Origin of the sequence: Maribacter sp. TH_r10, assembly GCF_033101095.1 — a bacterium.
GTDB classification, from domain to species: domain Bacteria; phylum Bacteroidota; class Bacteroidia; order Flavobacteriales; family Flavobacteriaceae; genus Maribacter_A; species Maribacter_A luteus.
On record NZ_JAWMPY010000001.1, the window covers coordinates 196,013 to 218,735 of the forward strand.

Consider the following 22,723-nt stretch of genomic DNA (forward strand, 5'->3'; position numbering starts at 1 on the left):
ATTGCCGTTGGGGCGTATTATTTACTACTGACTTTTTCACCCAATTCTATGAGCAATTTACCAAGTGTGTCCTTGGCTATACTTTTTTCCTCCAAATCTTCCATCTTGGTTTCCAAACTTTTTTCCAAGTCGGTAATCCTGATATTAACATCTGTCGAAACATCGTCGATTGATTTTCTCAAATCGGACCCAACTTCCTCGATTAAATCCTCTAACACCTTTTTCTTATTGAGTATATCTTCTTTTAAAGCTTCGAATTCAGCATCATAAGCTTCAATACTCTCACCGAATATAAGATTTTTGATTGCCTCGATCTTTGAGTCTGGGTCTTGGTTTCCGTGTAATTTAATTACAGCCTTTTGATTCTTTGACATTTAGGTTTTATTTAGAAGGTTTTGATGTTTTTATTGGCAATTGAATTTACTTTCTACCCGAGTTCATTCAACTTCACTCCAAAGTGGGGTAATTAATCCCAAGTCAATGAAATATAGTGATTTCGAGCAAGTTTTCAAAGATATAATATTTTAGGTTTCTAATTCACATATATCAAAAGCAAACCATTAATGGCCGTAAAGTACCGCTACTATTAAGAAAATAGCCGTTTTTTGGGACATTTTCAGGTTGTTTCCTTTGGGAAATTGTATACAACATGCATGCCAAGAAGTCGGCACTTTTGGAAACAAAGCCATATTTAATCGAAAAAAACCTTGCTTTTGCGGCCTTGAATGCAGCTAAAGATTGAATATTTGGTGAATATTCACCTTTGCAAAACCTGGACTACCGGTTAAGCCTTTTTTCCCGATCCCAGTAACAATGTGTATGTTTTCGCCTATCGTTTCCCTGTAAACATCAGCCGTTTTACAATGGGAATAAAGTCCGTACCACCGTCGCTGTATTTCATAGGTTGGAAGGTCAAGTATTTTTTTAGCTTCCTCAATAATAAAATTATCAATATCCACATTCAAATCCATTCCCAATCTATTGACCTTGGATATATCTGCGGATTCGTGAGAATTACCAAGGATAACAGAACCGTCCGAACCTTGTTTAAAACTGATTTGTACCCCCCATTTGTCCTTAATGGAATTTTCTTTCTCTTTGGCTTTTATAGCAGCATACGAAGGACATTCATGAAATGCTGCATATGTACGTATCGATTGACCGGTAAGAACTGAACCCTGTAATTTATAGTTTGGTTGTGGTTTGGTCTGCATCATCTGTAGCTTTGAAACCACAAGATCACTTTCATTGAACAAAGTCGGGTATAAGGTCTTAAAATCCGTGCCATTACAAATGACAACCTTGGCCGCTGACAAGGATTTATTGTTTGAACATTGTATTTCAATTCCGTTAGACAAGATATCGCAGTCTATCACATTGCAATTGGCAAAAATGACCAATCCGGCGGCCTTTAGATAATCATGTAACCTATTTACCATTAATCGGGGCTCAACCATTATCTCCTCAGGGAAAAAAAGTCCGGATGTAACATATTCCTTGCACAATCCAGGATAATTATCCAGACATTCCGATTTAGTCAACAAAACAGAAGGGTAATCGTTATTCCTATTTATCCTGTTCAGCTCTACAAGTAGTTGTTCCTCTTCAGGGGTAGATGCAAAATACACGCTTCCTTCTTTCCGTACTGTAATATTGAACTGTTGTTGTATCTCTTTGTATATCCTTAAACTCTCCCTTCCAAAAAGTTGCCACTTGCTGTTCATTCCCGAAGGTAACACTTGGCCATAATTACATACCGTTGCCCCTTGCGGAGTATCATCTTTTTCAACCAAGGCCACTTTCAAACCTTTTTCGAGCGCGTGATAAGCATGAAATGTCCCCAGAATCCCACCTCCTACTACAATAAGATCATACTGTGGTCGTATCCTCATATATTTATAAATTGTATATCAATTTCATCTGGTATAACCCCAAAATATTTTCTTTTATAATATTCATGAATATTACATTGAAAACGAATTTTTTCAGGTTAAGGGAAGGTTATAAAAAAAGACGTAAAAAATATATTGTTAAACTTTGCTTAACCTAACTTTAAAAAGGGCTTTACAGAAGTATCGAAAATTATTCGAAACCTTTGGTATAGCTGAAGCCCTGGTTATGAAAATTATTTCAGTTTCACTTACATCTTTACTAATCGATGTTCTTCTTGATCGTTTAGTCACATATGGTTCACCCCTAAAGGTGAAAAATACCAACAAACCAATCAGACCCTATAAGCATGAAAAAAAGACCTGTTGATATTGTGGTCATTTCCGATGTTCATCTTGGCACCTATGGCTGCCATGCCAAAGAACTCCTGAAATATTTAAAGTCGATCAAACCCAAACGAGTCATATTAAACGGGGATATTGTTGACATTTGGCAGTTTAGCAAGAGGTACTGGCCCAAGTCGCATATGAAAATCATCAAATTGCTTTTAGAATGGGTTGCCAAGGGAATAAAAGTACAATACATTACCGGAAACCATGATGAAATGCTTCGGAAATTCGCAGGTTTTAAAATGGGATCTTTCAGCATTTCAAATAAGGAACTGCTCAACGTTGATGGCAAAAAAGCTTGGATATTTCATGGTGATGTGTTCGATGTTACCATGCAACATTCCAAATGGATAGCCAAATTGGGGGCCATGGGTTATGACTTTTTGATCCTTCTGAACAGTGCGTTTAATTTCATCTCCAAAAAATTGGGCAAAGGTCCTGTTTCCATGTCCAAAAAAATAAAAAACGGGGTAAAATCGGCCATCAAGTTCATCAGTGACTTTGAGCAGACCGCGGCCGATATTGCGATAGAGAAAGAATTCGATTACGTCATATGCGGCCATATACACCAACCGGTAATCCGAAAGGTCACATCTACCAAAGGTTCTGTGATGTACTTAAATTCAGGGGACTGGATAGAAAACCTAACAGCACTTGAATTCACTAACGGCAGTTGGAATTTATACAAATACGATGATGATATTGCCATACATTCCCGGGATATGGAGGTTTTTGATCCTACCGAATTATTGGAGAAAAACGAACTTTTCGAACGTTTGATGCAAGAGTTCCAAACCATTACAGTGTCTAGTAGCAACCTAAAATCAAAGAAGTAAGACCTTAATGAAGATATTATACGCCATACAAGGCACCGGTAATGGACATTTAAGCCGGGCCAGGGACATTATACCCCTACTGCATAAAAAAACCCGTGACCTGGATATTTTGGTCAGTGGTACCCAAGCTGATGTTCAAATACCTTACCCTATAAAATATCGACTAAAGGGTTTAAGTTTCATATTTGGCAAAAAGGGGGGTGTTGATATGTGGCGAACCTATCTCAAAACAAACTCTTCCAACCTTCAAAAAGAAATCAAAAGTATTCCGGTTGCCGATTACGATTTGATCATTAATGATTTTGAACCCATATCGGCATGGGCCTGTAAATTAAAAAATAAAAAGTGTGTAGGCTTTAGCCATCAAGCAGGTGTTATATCGCCAAATGCACCGAAACCGGAAAAAAACGACCTTTTAGGCAAAATGATCTTGAAAAAATATGCCCCTACGACCCAATCTTACGGTTTACATTTTAAGTCCTATGCGGATAATATCTTCACCCCGATCGTTAGGCAGGAGGTTAGGAATTCAACAAGATCTGTAGGTGACCATTACACGGTATACCTCCCCTCTTATAGCGATGATAAAATATTAAAGGTACTTTCTAAATTGAAAAGGGTTAAATGGGAGGTTTTTTCCAAACATACCGATATCGACTTCTTTTACAAGAACATATCGGTACGTAAAATAAAAAACGAAGCATTCATAAACAGTATGGCCAATTGCAAGGGGGTTTTATGCGGTGCCGGATTTGAAACTCCAGCCGAGGCCTTACACTTGGAAAAGAAATTGATGGTAATTCCGATGAAAGGACAATATGAACAGAAATGCAACGCATCGGCACTTAAAGAAATGCAGGTCCCGGTTTTGAAATCCTTAAAAACGAAACATCTGGAAACGTTGGCCAATTGGATAGAAACAGACCATAGAACCCACATATACTATCCAGATATGACAGCGGATATTGTTGACCAGATCCTTCAAGAAGCTTCTGTAGGCCAAATGAATTATTAGATTTGGGACCATCTTTTTCATCTGAGTCGGGTTTTGGGTTAAAATCGTCCGATTTCGGTCCCGATTTTATTTGGGGGGTATCTACAGCTGCCTATCAAATTGAAGGTGCGTACAATAGTGACGATAAGGGTGAGTCTATCTGGGATCGCTTCACTATGGACTATAAAAATATTCATGAAGGCCAAAACGGCCAAATCGCTTGCGACTTCTACAATAGATATAAAACGGACATTCTTTTGATGAAGTCCATGAACATTCCCCATTTTAGATTTTCGCTGGCATGGTCAAGATTGATACCGAAAGGTCAAGGCAAATTAAATACCGCTGGAATCGATTTTTACAACCGTGTCATAGATCTTTGTCTAGAATGTGGCATTACACCATGGGTAACCCTTTATCATTGGGATCTTCCCCAAGCCTTGGAAGAAAAAGGCGGATGGACCAACAGGGAAATCCTAAATTGGTTCGAAACCTATGTAAGGCATTGCGGCCGGTTATTCGGGGATCGGGTAAAAAACTGGATCGTATTGAACGAACCCATGGTATTCACGGGAGCCGGATATTTTCTTGGTGCCCATGCGCCAGGGAAAAAGGGCTTAAAGAATTTCTTGCCTGCCGTTCACCATGCGGCTTTATGCCAAGCCCTGGGAGGCAAGATTCTACGTGAAACCGTAGAAAATGCAATTATAGGCACTACCTTCTCATGCTCCCAAATTACTCCTTATTCCACAAAAAGAAGAGACATAAAAGCGGCTAAGAAAGCAGATGCTCTATTGAATCGTTTGTTCATAGAACCTAGTTTGGGAATGGGTTATCCTGTCAAAGATCTGAAAATACTACGTCGTTTGGAAAAGTACCATAAACCAGAGGATTGCAAAAACCTAATATTCGATTATGACTTTATCGGTATTCAAAACTATACCCGTGAAGTCGTAAAACACAGTTTTACCGTGCCCTATATTAGGTCAAAACTTGTAAGTGCCCCCAAACGGAATGTCCACACCACCCTAATGGATTGGGAGGTGTACCCCAAAAGCATACACGCTATGATAGCACAATTCAATGCGTACAAAGGCATAAAAAAATTGATCGTCACAGAAAATGGTGCGGCATTTGAAGATACCCTTATAAATAATACCGTAGATGATAAGCGTAGACAATCTTACCTTAAAGAATACCTTAAAGAAGTATATAGGGCCAAGAAAGAAGGATTGGCCATTGATGGATACTTTGTATGGACCTTTACCGATAATTTTGAGTGGGCAGAAGGGTATTATCCCCGATTTGGACTTGTCCATATCGATTTTGAAACCCAAAAAAGGACCATTAAGAACTCCGGCATATGGTATTCCGGTTTTTTGGTCGATCAATGAGACTAAATAAATGAAAAATATGAACATAAAAAAAGCCAATGTTGCCACCAGCTTTAAACTAAACTAACTCATACAAAGAACGTCTCCTCCGAAAAGAGGCCAAACAAAAATACCGAATAACAGCCATGGCAGGGTTAGCTTACGTTAAACCTTAGGTTAAGTTTATGTTGCATTGTAATGGTTTATAATATGAACGTAGAACATGTACTTGCCCTATACGTCTTTTTAGGAAAAACCCATTAATCAAAAATTTCAAGCGTAAGTTATCTGAACAACCTCTTCTTTTTACAAGTAATGTTCAAGGTGTGATCTTAATAAAAACACATCTTATCCTTTAGTATAGGTTTTAAAATAAAAAGACCCATATTCATGGGAACTATTTAGCAAAAAGATTCTATATTGACTTATAATGCCCGAATTTTAAAGGCAAAGTACCAATGTGAAAAACCACTGCTAGTTTATGAAGTTTTCCCATTCTTTATTAAAAGTCATTATTCTGACGTTATCATCAATGATTTCGTATTCCCAATCGACCGAAGGCCAATACACTTTTGTGAACTTTGATAAAGGAGCAACGCAAAGGGCCGTAACAAGCATTCTTCAAGACAACCAAGGTATTATATGGATGGGAACCAATGGTGTAGGTCTTTACAAATATAACGGCATGGAATACAAGACCTATAAACATGTTGCAACCAATCCCAATACCTTAAATAGTTCTTTGGTTTATTCAATGTATAAGGACACATCAGATAATTTATGGGTAGGAACATTACACGGATTGAACTTATATGACCCCATACTCGACAGGTTTAAAGAAGTAGGCCTAAATCAAGATCAACATGCTTTCGCGAATATCCCCATTTATGCAATCAACGAAAACAGCAAAGGAGAATTGTTGATCGGCACCAATGAACATGGTTTCCTTAGATTGAACATTAAAACCTCAGAGACCCAAGAACTACCGATCAAGGGTGGTTATAAAGCATCTGATTTAGTCATCAACAGTATTATTTCCTACTCGAAAGATAAAATGCTCATAGCAACCAGTAGAGGGCTTTTCTCCTACAAAGACCAAAATAATTACATTGAATTGGCGAATTTTGAAACATTGAATGGCCTAACCCAAATTACACAAAGTATCGAATCTTTATTCAAGGACAGTTCCGGGAACTTATGGGTCGGAACCTTTTCCAATGGCCTCATAAAAATCTCCAAAGGATCTGATGGCAAAACGATTTTTGAAAAATTCAAGATTACAGACAAAAGAATATTGACCCTGATCCAAGCTCCAGATGGCAACGTTTTATGTGGCACGGAAAATGACGGCCTTTTCGCATTAAAATCAAACGGAGAGGTAATCTACAATTATAGATATGATAAATTCAACAAAAGCTCTATAAAATCCAATTCAATATGGTCTCTTTTCGTTGATAATCAAGATCGAATTTGGATAGGGTATTACAATAAGGGTGTAGGGGTATATGATAAGTATGATGACAAATTCATGGACATTGAAAGTTCAACAAACCTTACTAATTCTTTAAAATCCACTTCGGTTACAGGTATCGTCGAAGGTGACCATAACAAGATATGGGTGGCCATGGATGGGGGCGGTGTGGATATTTACGACCCTATTGAAAAGAATTTCATTCATCTTTCCGATAAAAATAACGGCCATATAACCGGACTAGGCAGTTCAGATGTCCAAACCATTTTTAGGGATAGTAAAAACAATATATGGGTAGGGACATGGAGTTCAGGAATCTATTTTCTGCCCAAAAACAGTAAGTCTTTTGTTAATTACAACATCGACAATACAGATGGAGGGTTGACCTCCAATAGAATCATGAGTTTTAGTGAGAGCGATAAAGGCGACATTTATATAGGAACATTTTTCAGAGGCTTACATCTATACAACACCAAAACAAGAAAATTCAGTCCAATAAGCGACAAGCCTTTTAACGAAGTTATGATCGGAGAAAGTAATATCCGTATCGTATTGGTTGACAACAGTGATACTATCTGGTTAGGCACAACAAGTGGACTTTACAAGGTAATAGGAGACCAAATAAACGGCTATTCGGTAGAATCAATGACCCAAAAGATGTTCAACAAGGTAGGAAGCATGAACTCCCCTATTATTTTATCAATATTTGAAGATAGCAAGAACAACATTTGGATAGGGACCGATGGGGGTGGTTTATACAAATACGACCCTATATCGGAAATATTTGTACGGTTTGATGAATCAAAAGGGTTAACACAAGAAACCGTAGCCTCTATAATTGAGGATAACAATGGAAATATATGGCTTGGGGGGGCAAATGGGCTTACAAAATTGGATAGGTCTACGGGAATCTTCACGAATTTCACCGTTGATGATGGCTTGTTGGCAAATGATTTTAATTATAATTCGGTTTACAAGAATGCCGATGGCTACCTGTTTTTTGGTAGTTACGAAGGTATAAATTACTTTGACCCCAATAACATCTTAATAAATACAAACCCGCCAAAGTTATGCTTTACCGACCTAAAGATTTTCAACAAATCGGTAACCCCAAGCAGTGTAAACTCCCCTTTGAAAAAAATCGTTTCAGAAACAGACCATCTTATATTAGACCATAAAGCATCTGTATTTACCTTGGAATTTGCGGGAATCAATTATACCCGACCACAGAACAATCAATATGCTTATTATCTTGAGGGCTTGGAAACCGATTGGAATTATGTAGGTAATTCCCGAAGTGCCACTTATACCAATCTTTCACCAGGAGAATATACTTTCAAGTTAAAAGGTTCAAATAATGATGGTTTATGGAATGAAACCCCGCTAACCATGGGAATAACCGTTCTTCCACCTTGGTGGAAATCCAATACTGCTATGTTATCCTATCTCATTTTAATTCTTTTATCCGGGTATATGATTACGAGATTCATAGACCAAAGACTCCAAACCAAAAGACTCATAAAATTTGAAAGGGATAAGAGACAACAAGAGGAAATTCTTAACGAGAAGAAAATTCAATTTTTCACCAACATATCTCATGAGTTCAGAACCCCTTTGACCCTTATACTGAACCCTCTTAGGGACATTGTGGAAAACAATAAGTACCAATTTGACGATACTATTAAGGAAAAGCATAGAATAATGCTGAAAAACACCAATAGGCTTATTCGCCTGATCGATGAACTAATGGACTTCAGAAAAATACATTTGACCAATATAGAGCCCAAAGCTTCAGAAATTGAAATGCTTCCGTTTATAAAGGAAGTGGCAAGTCACTTCCAAGATGAAATTGCCACAAAGAATATTTTATTCGATTTGGAAACAGATGGCATGAACAATAGAATATGGGGGGATCCTGAAATGTTGGAAAAAATAATTTTCAATCTATTGTCAAATGCATTCAAGGCCACTCATGAGAATGGTGTAATTACCATTGGTGTCCATTGTAGTAAAACCCCTGTTTCCTTACCCCTATTGCATGAAACCAAAAAATTTACAGCTTTGGAAATAATCATAGAAGATACAGGTTTGGGCATAAAAAAAGAGGAAATCAACCGAATATTTGAACGTTTTTATCGATCCAAAAAAATGGGACAAAAATATTACGGAGGGTCTGGAACTGGCATAGGCCTTGAAGTTGTGCAAAGTTTTATACATCTACACAAAGGTAAAATTGAAGTTGAAAGTGAAGAAGGGCAAGGAACCAAATTTAAAATTTACCTGCCTTTTGGTAAAGATCATTTTAATCCATCTGAATTAATGACGGTAAACGGCAAATATAGCCCTAAAGATATTACACATCTGGACAATGAATTAGGTATAAGGCCAAAGAAAGCAATACAGTCTATGGGTAATAGGGTTGAATCCGTACAACCTAAAAGAACCATACTTTTGGTAGAGGACAATCCGGAACTTAGAAACTACATAAAAGAGGAACTCAATTCAGAATACACGGTAATTGAAGCGGAAAATGGCAAAAAAGGAGTTGAACTTGCCACGAATATAATTCCCGATATAATAGTTACTGATATAATTATGCCTGAAATGGACGGAATAGCATTCTGCTCTACCATAAAACAAGACATTAAAACAAGTCATATCCCGGTTTTGATACTTTCTGCCAAAGCAATGGGTGATGATAGGGTAAAAGGAATCGATTCCGGGGCCGACGTATATCTGAACAAACCGTTTGAAATGAAAGTTTTAAAATCATACCTAAACAGATTGATCGAAAACCGCCAAAATTTCATGAGTCGGTTCTTTAATGACATTGAGAATATTCAACTCCCTGAAAAAACAACATCCATAGACAGATCATTTATTAATAAGGTACTGAATTATATCAATGAGAACTTGGAAGATTCACATTTGAATGTTGAACAATTAGCGGAGGATATGCACCTAAGTCGAAGTCAATTATATCGTAAAATAAAAGCCATGACGGGCATTACTGCAAATGAATTCATTCGGGAAATACGTCTGGAAAAAGCCAAACATATGCTCGAGAGTGGTAGTGAGTCTATTAGTGAGGTAGGCTTTAAAGTAGGCTTCTCCTCACCTTCTTATTTTACGAAATGCTTTAAAGCCCATTTCGGCATTCTCCCCACAGAAGTAAGACCCAATTAATTCATGTAGTACCGTATCCCGGTATTTTAAACACCACCTAAAGGTAAAAGCATGATGGTTCTGATGATGTTTCAAATTATATTATAAGTTTAGCATATAGGCTTTAACATGCCTTAATAACACAAAAAGACAGCGTGTATAAAACACGCTGTCTTTAAATTAAACTAACTCAACAAATTTTTAAAAACTTACTGTCTTAATAACCTGGATTCTGATCCGCCTCGGTCAAATTTTCATTGGTCGTAATCTCAATGATAGGAATAGGCAATAGCTCATGTTTACCAGATTGGAAATTTGAACCAGACAATTCGGTGGCAGCATTTCCCCATCGAATAATATCATTGAACCGTACTTGCTCACCTGCAAGTTCAACTTTACGTTCGTGTACTAAAGCATCGAACAACTCATCTTGGGAAAGTCCTGTTCCAATACTACCCAAACCAGCCCTTACGCGAACTTGATCAATATAACCAGCGGCAACATCTTGGCTACCTCCAGGTCTCAAACTCTCGCACTCGGCCATCATCAGCAATACATCTGCATATCTTAAATATTTAAAATTGATTCCTGAAGTTTGGTCTTCATTAGCGTCTTTGTAATAGTTTTGATATTTTGACCAACCTGCATTACCACCGCCGTTACTAGGAAATGCGTCTACTACCATGGAACCATCAGGGCCGAAAGTATCTCCGTTGACATAGAACGACTGCTCATACCTAATATCACCGGACTCATATTCATTCAATAGATCATCTGATGGAAATACATTGAACCAATCGTTAAATCCATATTCTTGACCTCTAAATGTTGCCTCATTAAGCCCTTGACCAGATACATCTGAGTTCCATTGCGCACTAAAGCCTAAATCGTCATCATATTCTATCTCAAAAATAGATTCATTCCCATGTTCAGTCTCTTCTTTGAAATTGTCAAAATAATTATCCTCCAATGAATAACCACTTAGTTTATTGAATTCTGCCAGGGCCAAGTCATATTCTTCAAGAAACAAATACACCTTACCTAATAATGCATAAGCTGCTCCTTTGGTAGCCCTACCGGCATCTTCAGTTCCTTTATCAAGTAAAACAGCTGATGCTTCGGTCAAATCGGTTATTATCTGTTGATAAACATCTTCTTTTGAACTTTTAGGAAAACCTGTTCCATCTTCCGGTATAACAGTGATTAATGGTACATCACCAAATCTAGTGACCAATAAGAAATAAAAGAAACCCCTCATAAATTTGGCTTCTCCTATAAACTTCGCTTTCCTTGTAGAACTTAATAAAGATTCTGAAATCTCGTTAATGGCCTCTTCATTGCCAATTACGAAATTGGCTTTGTTAATACCTCTAAAACAACTGTCCCAGTAAGCCTTTATACCTCCATGACTAGAGTCAAAAGAGAAGTCAAGGTATTGTTTCTTATCTGCCTCCAATTGCGTGTTACCGCCATTTTCCTGGGCCATATTATCCATCATAAAGAACATATGGCGACTCCAAAGACCTCTGGTCTGCATATTCGAATACACAGCATTTACTGCAGATTGAACTTGTGCTTCGTTCTTGAAATATGTCTCTGGGGACAATTCATTTGGGTTGACTAATTCCAATTCATCCTCATTACACGATAAAGTGAAGACAAATGAAGCAATCAATACTATGATAATATTAAACTTTTTCATGTTATTTTTTTAAAATGTTACGTTTACTCCTAATAAAACAGATTTAGGTTGAGGATAATTTCCCCTGTCAACACCTAATTCAAAACTATCACCGTTTTGAGTGGTCAACGGATTCCCAACTTCAGGATCCAATCCGGAATAGTCCGTTATGGTAATTAAATTTTGTCCACTTATATAAATCCTAAGTTTAGAAATATAATCACTTATAGCTTCTGAATTAAGAGTATACCCGAGCGTAATATTCTTTAAACGTGTGTAGGAACCATCCTCAACAAAACGATCTGAAATAGATAAGTTCTGTGGTGCTCCTCCAGCTCTAGGAACTGAGTTGGATGTTCCAGCTCCTGTCCATCTATCTAAAACTCCAGTTCCCGCATTAAAAGGTCTTGGCATTCCTTCCAAATCATAAATATTGGTATTATAAAGGTCACCTCCAGCAACACCGGTAATAAAAGCATTTAAATCCCAATTTTTATACCCAGCACTTAAATTCACACCGTAAGTTATATCTGGGTATGGAGTTCCTATTTTCACCCTATCATCTGATGTAATTGTACCATCACCATTTTGATCTATATAGCGAATATCCCCAGGTTGAACCGTTGTTTGGGAGGGATCCGCCGTAAACACCGCATCAACTTCTGCCTGGGTTTGATAAATACCGTCAGACTCTAAACCATAAAAATAGAATAAAGGCTCCCCAACTGAGACCCTTGATATATTATTACCTTCAAAAACGGCACCTTCCAAAGATTCTGTGGACCCAAGTGATTTAACTTCGTTACTACTGATACCTAAATTCACATTGGCTGACCATGTAAAGTCTCCTTCAAAATCATTATATCCCAAACTCAATTCAAAACCATTGGTTTCAACTGAACCAACATTCTCAGTAATGGTTCCAGAGTGAATACCTAAAGAAGGTGGTAATGTTCTACTCATCAAAAGATCATCACTCTTATTATTAAAATACTCTAAAGAAGCGGTAAACTTATTCTCGAACATTGCAAGATCCAATCCTATATTTAGCATGGTCGTCTCCTCCCATTTTAAATCTGAATTTGCCAAACCACTAGCCGTAGTCCCGACGGCCAAAGACCCATTTATTGGATAATAAAAATCCGATAAAAGCGTTGCACTGTATTCATAATCACCGATTCTATCATTACCTGTCACACCCCAACTTCCTCTTAATTTAAAAGTATTGAAATTGGTGTTTTTCATGAAATTCTCTCTTGCGACATTCCAACCTGCTGCAACTGAAGGGAAAGTACCCCATCTATTATCCTCTCCAAACCTAGAAGAAGCATCCTGTCTTAGAGAGACAGCTAATATGTACCTTTGGTCATAATTATAGTTTACCCTACCCAAATAGCCGATTCGTTTATACTCATATGTGGTTGAAGCTAAACTTGCACTTGAGTTTGAAACCTGATCAACTTCATCTGATATATCATTTTGACTACTGGTATTTAGATAATCAGTATCGGTATCCTGTTTTTCGGCTAGTACCAATACTTCCAAATTATGCAAATCATTGAAAGTTGTACTATAATTTAAACTATTAGTTAAGGTAATATTCTTTCTTTTACCCGTATTCTTGGTAATACTGGCAAAACCTGAACTGTTGGTAGCACCAATACTATCATCATTGTAGGATGGCGTAAATTCGTTATAATTTGAAACTATATATTCCAGACCTACTTGAGATTTGAATTTCAACCCTTTCATAAGCTCTAACTCTCCATATAAACTACCTAGAATGTTAGTTGAAAGATTTTCAGCATAACCCAATGTTTGAAGGCGAACAGGGTTCTCCGCATCTTGGCCATCGGCATCGCTATTCGGACCTTGAAAACCTCCTAGATTATTTGCATTGTAAATTGGTAAATACGGCGCACTTTTAATTGCATGCTCCAATAAAGATCGGTCTCCTAAATTCCTTTCAGGATTTTGTTCGCTAAACGTGATTGACATTGTCTCACCGAACTTGAACTTACCTAAGGTGAAATTACTATTGGCCCTAAAAGAAAACCTTTCATAACCGGTTTCGATTATAGCTCCTTCCTGTTCCAAATATCCAGCTGAAAACCTATAGTCACTATTTTCACCACCTCCGGAAAAACCTAAATCGACATTTTGCATTACACCAGTCCTAAAAATTGCATCTTGCCAATCGGTGTCATTTGCTGAAGAAGATAATGGAGAGGTTGGCACAAAATCAAACGCCTCATCAAGATATTGCAAATATTGTTCAGTATTTAGAACGTCATATCTACTATTGGTGTATTGTACCCCTGTATAAGCATCCAAGGTAATATTTACCTTTTCTGATTTCTTTCCTTTTTTGGTAGTCACCATAACAACACCATTGGAACCTAACGAACCATAAATGGCAGTTGTGGAGGCATCTTTAAGAACGTTTATCGACTCAATGTCATTTGGATTTAAATTTCCCAAGCCACTTGATATGACACCATCGATAACAAATAGTGGATTGTTGTCATTCATGGTTCCCAAACCTCTGATTCGCACTACCGGTGCCGCTCCTGGAGAACCTGTATTAATAACCGATACACCGGCTGCCCTACCCTGAAGGGCTTGGTCGGCTGTTGCAACAGGGACAGCTGTGATCTCATCAGAATCAATTGTTGTAATCGCCCCGGTAACTTCTGCTCTACTTTGGGTACCATAACCTACGACAACTACTTCATCCAAGGCCTGTAGATCTTCTTCTAATTGTACATTAATCGAGCTGTTACCATTTACTGGTACATTTTTGGTAAGGTAACCGATATAACTAAATACCAAAGTCCCGTTCGATGGTACATTCCCTAAAGAGTAATTACCATCAAAATCGGTAGCCACACCAATAGATGTACCCTGAACCACAATACTAACACCAGGTAAAGGTCCGTTTAGATCTGTGACTGATCCTGAAACTGAGATTTCCTGAGCGGAAACGGTAAATGTAAATAAGAAGGTCAGTAAAAAAAACAGTGGTTTTTTTCGTTTAAAAAACCATCTGTAACTTAGTTGGTTGTTCATAATAATCAATAATTTAAGTTAATTTAATTTTTCTAGAACAATATGAAATCAACATAAAATCGATAACCTGATGCAAGCCTGAATTTATCAAAATCCGAATTCCCTACTACTTGAATAATCAGATTATTAATTTTATGTTAAAATATTCTATCAAATGTAAATATATACTACTCTCATGAATAGAAATATTGAAGCAATTGATATAAAAGTTGTTGCATTCATGATATGACATAATTGATAATTTTTTACCCAAACAACTATTTTACAGTACTTTAACCACCTTTTTTACTTAAATAATATTTTATTGCTAGAACTGCATCCCTTTATTACGCATTAACAAAATTTTAAATGAGGCTTAGAGCAGTACCGGGAAATAAGTATAGCCTTAAATGTTTTTCATAAGTTAAATAAAATAGATTCGGTCATCCATAAACATATAAAAGCGAGCTGACTAAATTTTTAACCTAAAACGTAATGCGTTAAAAATCAAATGGATTACATCAAAAGAAATCAACGTATTTAAAGACCTTTACATTATTAAGTTGATAAAGCATCAACATAACAACAACCCTTAAAACAAACTCTATGTTACGTTGGACAGTTACTTTTATAATTTTGGCGATTATCGCCGCAATATTCGGATTTGGTGGAATAGCAGCCGGTGCTGCAGGAATAGCAAAGGTGCTTTTCTTTATTTTTCTAGTACTACTAGTAATCTCATTACTGACCGGAAGAAAAAAGGTGTAGTCATAATCAATTGGCCTATTTGACCTTTTCATAAACAATCAAAACATTCAGATTAACATTAAAAACTCAAAAAACATGAGAAAATCATTAGTTTATTTTATAGTAGCCTCTTTTTTTACACTATCGTTATCAACTTTTGTTGGTTGTAGGGAAGATAAATCAGCAAAGGAAAAAGTTGAAGAAGGCATTGAAGAAGTGGGAGACGGAATTGAAGAGGGTGCGGAGGAAATCGGAGATGAAATCGATGATGCAACCGACGACAATTAAAATTCTGATAGTCGAAACCAAGAATCAATCATTTTTGCAACAAGGATTCTTATCCGATTTTGCAGTAAATCATAAAATAATATATGGGAGTATTTAAAGATAAAAGAAAATTTAAACGCAAAGTAGAACAAAGTAATCCTACCAACCCTACTGGGAACATCAATATAGAAACCAACACATTCGATATAGAAAAGGATTCGATCAGAGAGCAACAGAATAAAAAATAGTTGTTACTTATGAATTGAAAGAATAAATGGCACAGTGTAAATCCACTGTGCCATTTAATTTTATGTCTTTAGAAAATGAATTCCTGAACAAATGCGAATACGCTTGACAGAAAATCATTCATGATTTATTCGATAATCAAGAAAGAACATTCTCGTTTATTATTTTTTCCATACCCCTTCCATTTCCTCAAGGGTTTTTCCTTTGGTTTCGGGAACGAACTTCCAAACTAAAATCATCGCAAGGATTCCCATGACACCGTAAATCCAATATGCAAAGCCATGATTGAATTTTTCTAAAAGAAAACTGTTTTTGTCCATCATAGGGAATGTCCATGATACCAAGTAGTTGGATATCCATTGTGCAGCTACGGCAACGGCCAATGCCCTACCCCTAATTTTATTTGGAAAAATCTCTGATAGTAACACCCAAGTAACAGGACCCCAGCTCATCGCAAAACTTGCCACATAGACCAACATACAGATCAATGCAATTATTCCAACGGTTTCCGAAAAGAATACGGTGCCAAGACCGAACATGGATAATGCCATACCCAATGCCCCGATGATCATCAAAGGTTTTCTACCATATTTATCTACAGTCATAATGGCCAAGACGGTAAACAATAAATTGACCGCCCCTACAATAATGGTCTGTAACAAAGCCGTATCTGTACCGGAACCCATATTCTTGAATATTTCGGGCGCATAATACAATACGACATTAATACCGACGAATTGTTGAAATACCGAAAGTAGCACTCCGATAACGATGACCGTTATCCCGAACGAAAACAATTTTCCGGAACGGTGTTCTACCGTACCCTGAATCTCTTTAAGAATTTTTTGCGCGGTTTCTGCCCCATTTACTTTGGTTAAAACCGATAATGCTTTTTCTGGTTTCGATTTCAGCACCAATGATCTTGGGGTATCAGGTACAAAGAACAATAATACAAGAAAGAGTGTAGCAGGAATGGTCTCTGAAGCGAACATCCAACGCCACCCTATAGTATTCAACCAAGAATCATCACCTTGACTTGCTATATAGTAATTCACAAAATATACCACCAACATACCGAAAATAATGGCGAATTGGTTCAAGGATACCAACTTACCCCTTATATTGGCCGGGGCTATTTCTGCAATATATAAAGGAGAAAGCATCGATGCCAAGCCCACGCCAATACCGCCTATAATACGATATACCACGAAAATATAAATAAAGGTATGATCCCCTTCGCCAATAGGTTTTAAGAACATTTCGGGCATTGCAGAGCCCAAGGCTGAAAAAAGAAAAAGAACGGCTGCCAAGATCAAACCTTTTTTACGCCCTAAGGTTTTACTGATGACCCCCCCTGAAATACCTCCTATGACGCAACCCATCAAGGCGCTTGATACTACCATACCCAATCGGGAATTGGCAGAAATTTCATCCAAGCCGAACGGCATTACGAAAAAATGGTCTAATGAGCTTACGGTTCCTGAGATTACGGCTGTATCATAACCAAAAAGTAGCCCTCCTAAAGTGGCTACCATGGTTATGGCAAATAGATAGGTTGAATTGGTTGATTTGTTCATTGTGCAATCGATTAAATTGGTTTTAATTACTGTGCAAGATAACCCTAATTTTTAAGTTAAGAATCACTTAAGTAATGAAGATTTTAAACATTGAGGACAGAAATGATTTTCAGGATAAACTAATTTTAAGTAATACAATAACATAGGAAACTTCGTCCCTTTTTAGAACCGATTTAATGTGTTGTATTCTTTTTCCCTTTCCGATTGAATAATCCTAAAAATAAAGCTAAAAGCATTTTAAAAGAGAAACGATTACCTAGAAACCATGAATTAATACATTATTCCACATAAACCTTTAAAATTCCATATCTGTCATGAAAAACAAAGTAGCGATGAAATCACTTTTTTGAACGATTTATCTCTTCGATAAGATTAGCTACCAATGCGGTCCAACCTGTTTGATGGGAAGCACCGACGCCACGGCCATTATTACCATCAAAATATTCGTAAAAAAGAATAAGGTCCTTAAAATGTTCGTCTTTGTATTTTTCTTTATCCAACGCATGAATAGGTCGATTACCTTCTTTATCCTTTTCAAACATCCCAATCAACCTTTTGCTAATTTCAAACCCTATTTCCTTTAAATTCAAATAATTACCACTTCCTGATGGAAATTGAAACTTTAGATCATCTTCAAAATAATTATGATATTCCTTTAAAGTACCAATGAACAAATAGTTCATTGGCATCCAAATAGGCCCTCTCCAGTTAGAGTTGCCACCGAAGAGATTCGTTTGGGATTCGGCCGGTTCATAGCTAATGCCGTAATTGGTCCCATTAATTTCAATATTATAGGGTTTTTCGTGCCCTTTGGATAAAGAACGTATACCATGGCTTCCCAAAAATTCTGATTCGTTCAGCATACTTCTAATCAAAATATCCATACGCTTTTTGGGTACCAAGGAAAGTAAAACATCTTTATCGTTGGCATAATCCTCGATAACCTGGTATTTGGCGTTTTCCTTTCGGTATTTACGAAACCACTCCATACTTGCACGAAAACGGGGTAATTTATCCAAGGTTTCTTTTCGAATATTAAGTACTGCCGCTAGGGATAACAAGCCCGAAATGGAACGAACCTTAATGGGTACCGATCGCCCATCGGGCAAAATCAACGTATCATAGAAAAATCCTTCATTCTCATCCCATGAGCCTGAGGAACCTTCCCGCAACTTGTTCAAAGCCTCTGCGATAAACACAAAGTGACCAAAGTATTTAATGGCCATATCCTCGAAAGTATCATCTTCAATGGCAATTTCCAGGGCAATTTCCAACATATTAAGACAATAAAGGGCCATCCACGAAGTGCCATCTACCTGTTCTAAAATACCGCCTCCCGGGATTCCACCACTTCGATCAAAAACCCCAATATTATCCAAGCCTAAAAACCCTCCTTCAAAAATATTCTTATCGAACCTGTCCACACGGTTTATCCACCAAGTAAAATTAAGGGCCAGCTTATTGAACATTCGCTTTAAGAATTTCAGATCCCCTTTACCGGTGTCCCGTTCCTCGATTTGGTAAATATGAATGGCCGCCCATGCCTGTACCGGCGGATTCACATCACTGAAATTCCATTCATAGGCAGGTATCTGACCATTAGGCGCCATAAACCATTCTTTGGTAAACAGTAGCAACTGTTTCTTTGCGAATTCAGGATCTATCATGGCGAAAGAGACACAATGAAAGGCCGAATCCCAAGCTGCGAACCAAGGATATTCCCAAGCGTCTGGCATGGAAAGGATATCATGGGTTCTTAAAGTTTTCCAATTACTGTTGCGCCCATTGGTTCGTTCAGGTACGGGATTATCTTCCGAATCGGTATTTAACCATTTCTCTACTTCGTAATTATAGTACTGCTTGGTCCAAAGAAGTCCGGCAAAGGCCTGTTTTTGAATTTCCCGCTGTTCTTTGGATGATTTTCGGGTCACCTCATTCAAAAACTCTTGGGATTCTTCTTTCCTTTTCGAGAAAACAGCTTCAAAACCTTTGTCAAAAGGTGCAGATTCGGGCTCCTTTGTTAATCTTAGTTTTATGACCCGGGTTTCTCCCGCTTTCAGGCTTAGTTCATAGAGTGGTGAAAATTTTGTTCCTTCACGCCGCTTCTCCGCCAGCGAATAATCATTTTTGATTACCGCATCATGAAAAAGGTCTTTTTTAAAAGGATGGTCATTTTCCTCACCAAAAATCCTTTTACGATTCGTTTCATTTTCAGTGAACAAAAGTTTTGAAGGTTCTTCAAAATATAATCTATAATCCCCTACATAGGGATGCCTTATGGAAACGGAAGATGACCCCTTAACCTTTTTGATTATCGGTTTTTCCTCCATATCAATAAAGCTCCAAAAATTGCGTATCCACAAAGTAGGAAGCAGATACACCGGTGCTTCTTTAGGTCCTCTATTGCTAATCGATATTTTAATAAGTAAATCTTCCGCATCGTCCTTTGCATATTCGGTAACGACATCAAAATATTCATTGTTATCGAAAATACCTGTATCAAGAAGCTCATATTCATGCTCGGCCTTACCCCGTATTCTATTTTCCTCAACTAGTTTTGAATAAGGAAACCGGTTCTGAGGATATTTGTACAGGTGTTTCATGTACGAATGTGAAGGCGTGTTCTCTAAATAGTAATAAAGCTCCTTAACGTCCTCTCCATGGTTGCCCCGAGGTCCTGAAAGACCGAACAAACGTTCTTTTAGTATAGGATCATTCCCGTTCCAAAGGGTTATCCCAAAACAGATGTTGCAATAACGATCGGAGATTCCGGCAATACCATCTTCACCCCAACGATAGGTTCTGCTTCTAGCATGATCGTGTGGCAGATAATTCCACGCATCACCGTGTGAACTATAATCTTCCCGCACAGTTCCCCATTGGCGTTCACTTAGATAAGGACCCCACTTAAGCCAATCTTTGTCTTTTGAATAGTGTTCTTTTAGTCGTTTTTGCTCTTCGAATAGATTTTGCATATTGTTAATGAATAGGAATGGTTAGTGTAACAAAGTTAAACCATTGGAAGGGTTTTTATAGACTTTTAAACACATCTTGTTTTCTTCAATTAGCAACTTATCCTATTCAAAATACTCCGGTGATTATCATCTAAAAGCCATGAATATTTCATACCTCGCAAACTCTTGATGAGTAGGTTCTGCGAACGGAAATGAACACACACAACATTCAAATGCCTATAAATCAATAAATAAGAAAAATTAATTGTTTTTGTCAATGGTTCTCACCAAAACCGAAGAAAATTAAATTGTTGTATCCATACAAAACAAAAAAGCCTTTCGATTTCTCGAAAGGCTTTTTATTTTTATGCTCCTCCTCTTGGGCTCGAACCAAGGACCCTCTGATTAACAGTCAGATGCTCTAACCAACTGAGCTAAGGAGGAATTTACATTGTTTTATTACCTAAAGCGGGTGCAAATATAAATGCTTTTTTCAAATACGCCAAACAAAAACTGTTTTGCGATTAAAAAAAAACTGAATTAAAAAATCGGGGGATTATGGCCCCCGATTTAAATACACATATTTTACCAATTATTGGGCCCACCAAACATCTACCGTAGGTTCTTGCCAATTAGCGTTTACAACATCTTCATTGGAGTTCTGTTCAGAATCCGGATAAACGGCCCTTCTATACCATAGACCTGTATATTCGGAATCATCACCCTCTCCTTCTAAACGTAATGCTAAATCTTTAAAAACATCACTAGAAAAATTATATCGTCTAAAATCATTATACGTTTCAACATTTAAATAATTGGCAATATACTTTTCTTTCATAATATGGTTCAGCATTAAGTTATTGACTCCAACATCCACTGCGCTATCCGCCATATAATCTGATCCGTCCGCGCTCAATTTCTCCATACTTGCCGTTATTCCCTCAATATATGCCTCATAAGCCGTGATATTCGCCCCAACACTGGTTTCATTACCCCCATTGGCCAAGAAAGCAGCCTCGGCCTTAATGAACATGGCCTCTGCATAAGTTATAAGTGCCAAAGGAGATGTAGCATTGGTGAAATACCCGCCATCTTTAAAAAACGTATTGGCATCTTCCCCATCAGAGGATTCCCCTTCTCCACCATTAACAAAACCCCTCCAGGGATCACCTTCAGCACCATCATTTTGAAACATAATGGGCAAACGCGGGTCAATATCTACCAAACCACTTTCAAAAGGGTAGCTAGTACCATTCATCATACTTACAATTTGATCATTGGGAGCCCTATAGTAGTTACCCGTGTTCCTAGTGAGAACGTTATTGGAATACCATGGGTTCAACTCTTCACTTGGAAAGTCCATCTGAAAATCATCATCTACGGAAGTAAAACCATTTTCAATAGTACCCAACACGTCTGTTGCTGAATAAATCCCCTTTGCCATCAAATGTAATTGTAACCTCGCCTTAATGGTAAATGCAGCTTTCAACCATTGGTCAATATCCCCTCCATAAATCAAGTCCTCATTACCGACAGAGATATTTGAGTTATCTTCAGACTGAAGTGAAGAGATGGCGCTATCCAACAAAGTTATAGCAGATGCATATACTTGTTCCTGGGTATCAAAATCGGGATATGGATTCTCGGTTCCATCCGTAGCTTCAGAATAAGGTATGTTGTCCCACATATCGGCAGCCAAACTGATATTTATGGCCTCAAGAATCTCCGCTACGGCTCCATAATGTATGGCCCCACTTTCTTCCGCCTTCTCCTTAATTGCCTCTGTGTTGGGCAAAATATAAAGATAAATCTCACTCCATGCAGAGGACATTTCAGAGAATCCCGCCGCGGCATAACCATACCCTCCAAAATACTGTGTATAATTTCCTGCCACGGTTTCGGCGTAGTATTGCGTATAAAGGGTACTATGTATAACAGGACCTAAAAGATCGCTCATACCCAAATCATCAACGTTAACCGATGCCGAAGGTGTGTTCACATCAAAATAATCGTCGCTACAGGCTATAAAACCAAAAAGCAAGGTTCCAATAAATATATTTTTAATTACATTTCTCATTACTTCAA

14 protein-coding genes and 1 tRNA gene are annotated in these 22,723 nt (G+C 37.6%); 7 read left to right on the forward strand and 8 right to left on the reverse strand.

The features are described 5' to 3' along the window. Positions 1–17 precede the first annotated feature (17 nt). Together R3X28_RS00845 and R3X28_RS00850 are read right to left on the reverse strand one after the other, a co-directional pair. On the reverse strand, positions 18–374 hold the full coding sequence (locus R3X28_RS00845) for a fructose 1,6-bisphosphatase (protein WP_154365661.1): 357 nt from the start codon (positions 372–374) through the stop codon (positions 18–20). A 357-nt stretch (positions 375–731) separates the two neighbouring features. After that, positions 732–1,886: a TIGR03364 family FAD-dependent oxidoreductase gene (locus R3X28_RS00850; protein WP_317663037.1), complete on the reverse strand. Its 1,155-nt coding sequence runs from the start codon at positions 1,884–1,886 to the stop codon at positions 732–734. Positions 1,887–2,239: 353 nt separating this feature from the next. Here R3X28_RS00850 and R3X28_RS00855 point away from each other — a divergent pair, with 353 nt between their 5' ends. From R3X28_RS00855 to R3X28_RS00870, 4 genes are all read left to right on the forward strand, one after another. Continuing rightward, entirely contained in the window at positions 2,240–3,115 is an 876-nt protein-coding gene (locus R3X28_RS00855; RefSeq protein ID WP_317661698.1) for a UDP-2,3-diacylglucosamine diphosphatase, read from the forward strand. A gap of 7 nt (positions 3,116–3,122) precedes the next feature. Then, the gene (locus tag R3X28_RS00860) at positions 3,123–4,130 is read left to right on the forward strand and encodes a glycosyltransferase family protein (protein WP_317661700.1); all 1,008 of its coding nucleotides are present in this window, start codon (positions 3,123–3,125) and stop codon (positions 4,128–4,130) included. 2 nt (positions 4,131–4,132) lie between these two features. Continuing rightward, on the forward strand, positions 4,133–5,503 hold the full coding sequence (locus R3X28_RS00865; protein ID WP_317661702.1) for a GH1 family beta-glucosidase: 1,371 nt from the start codon (positions 4,133–4,135) through the stop codon (positions 5,501–5,503). A 460-nt stretch (positions 5,504–5,963) separates the two neighbouring features. Further along, positions 5,964–10,139 (forward strand): two-component regulator propeller domain-containing protein, encoded by a 4,176-nt coding sequence (locus R3X28_RS00870; RefSeq protein ID WP_317661704.1) that lies wholly within the window; start codon positions 5,964–5,966, stop codon positions 10,137–10,139. A 196-nt stretch (positions 10,140–10,335) separates the two neighbouring features. Here R3X28_RS00870 and R3X28_RS00875 read toward each other — a convergent pair whose 3' ends face one another. Continuing rightward, entirely contained in the window at positions 10,336–11,820 is a 1,485-nt protein-coding gene (locus R3X28_RS00875; protein ID WP_317661706.1) for a RagB/SusD family nutrient uptake outer membrane protein, read from the reverse strand. Positions 11,821–11,829: 9 nt separating this feature from the next. Then, a complete protein-coding gene (locus R3X28_RS00880; protein ID WP_317661708.1) occupies positions 11,830–14,868 on the reverse strand; it encodes a TonB-dependent receptor in 3,039 nt (1,012 codons plus the stop codon). A gap of 585 nt (positions 14,869–15,453) precedes the next feature. On the opposite strand from R3X28_RS00880, the gene R3X28_RS00885 reads away from it, so the two are divergent. The 3 genes from R3X28_RS00885 to R3X28_RS00895 all read left to right on the forward strand — a co-directional run bounded on the left by R3X28_RS00885 (position 15,454) and on the right by R3X28_RS00895 (position 16,109). Continuing rightward, on the forward strand, positions 15,454–15,615 hold the full coding sequence (locus R3X28_RS00885) for a DUF1328 family protein (RefSeq protein ID WP_154365671.1): 162 nt from the start codon (positions 15,454–15,456) through the stop codon (positions 15,613–15,615). A gap of 75 nt (positions 15,616–15,690) precedes the next feature. Then, a complete protein-coding gene (locus tag R3X28_RS00890; protein ID WP_154365673.1) occupies positions 15,691–15,882 on the forward strand; it encodes a hypothetical protein in 192 nt (63 codons plus the stop codon). An 83-nt stretch (positions 15,883–15,965) separates the two neighbouring features. After that, positions 15,966–16,109: a hypothetical protein gene (locus R3X28_RS00895; protein WP_179955065.1), complete on the forward strand. Its 144-nt coding sequence runs from the start codon at positions 15,966–15,968 to the stop codon at positions 16,107–16,109. A 159-nt stretch (positions 16,110–16,268) separates the two neighbouring features. Here the strand turns inward: R3X28_RS00895 and xylE are convergent, their stop codons facing one another. From xylE to R3X28_RS00915, 4 genes are all read right to left on the reverse strand, one after another. Further along, complete coding sequence (gene xylE, locus R3X28_RS00900; protein ID WP_317661715.1) at positions 16,269–17,684, reverse strand: D-xylose transporter XylE; 1,416 nt, start codon at positions 17,682–17,684, stop codon at positions 16,269–16,271. A gap of 338 nt (positions 17,685–18,022) precedes the next feature. Next, positions 18,023–20,659 (reverse strand): MGH1-like glycoside hydrolase domain-containing protein, encoded by a 2,637-nt coding sequence (locus tag R3X28_RS00905; protein WP_317661717.1) that lies wholly within the window; start codon positions 20,657–20,659, stop codon positions 18,023–18,025. Positions 20,660–21,008: 349 nt separating this feature from the next. Further along, positions 21,009–21,082: transfer RNA gene (locus R3X28_RS00910), tRNA-Asn, on the reverse strand. Between the two features lie 148 nt (positions 21,083–21,230). Continuing rightward, positions 21,231–22,715, reverse strand: a complete 1,485-nt coding sequence (locus R3X28_RS00915; protein ID WP_317661719.1) for a SusD/RagB family nutrient-binding outer membrane lipoprotein — start codon at positions 22,713–22,715, stop codon at positions 21,231–21,233. Positions 22,716–22,723: the final 8 nt, after the last annotated feature.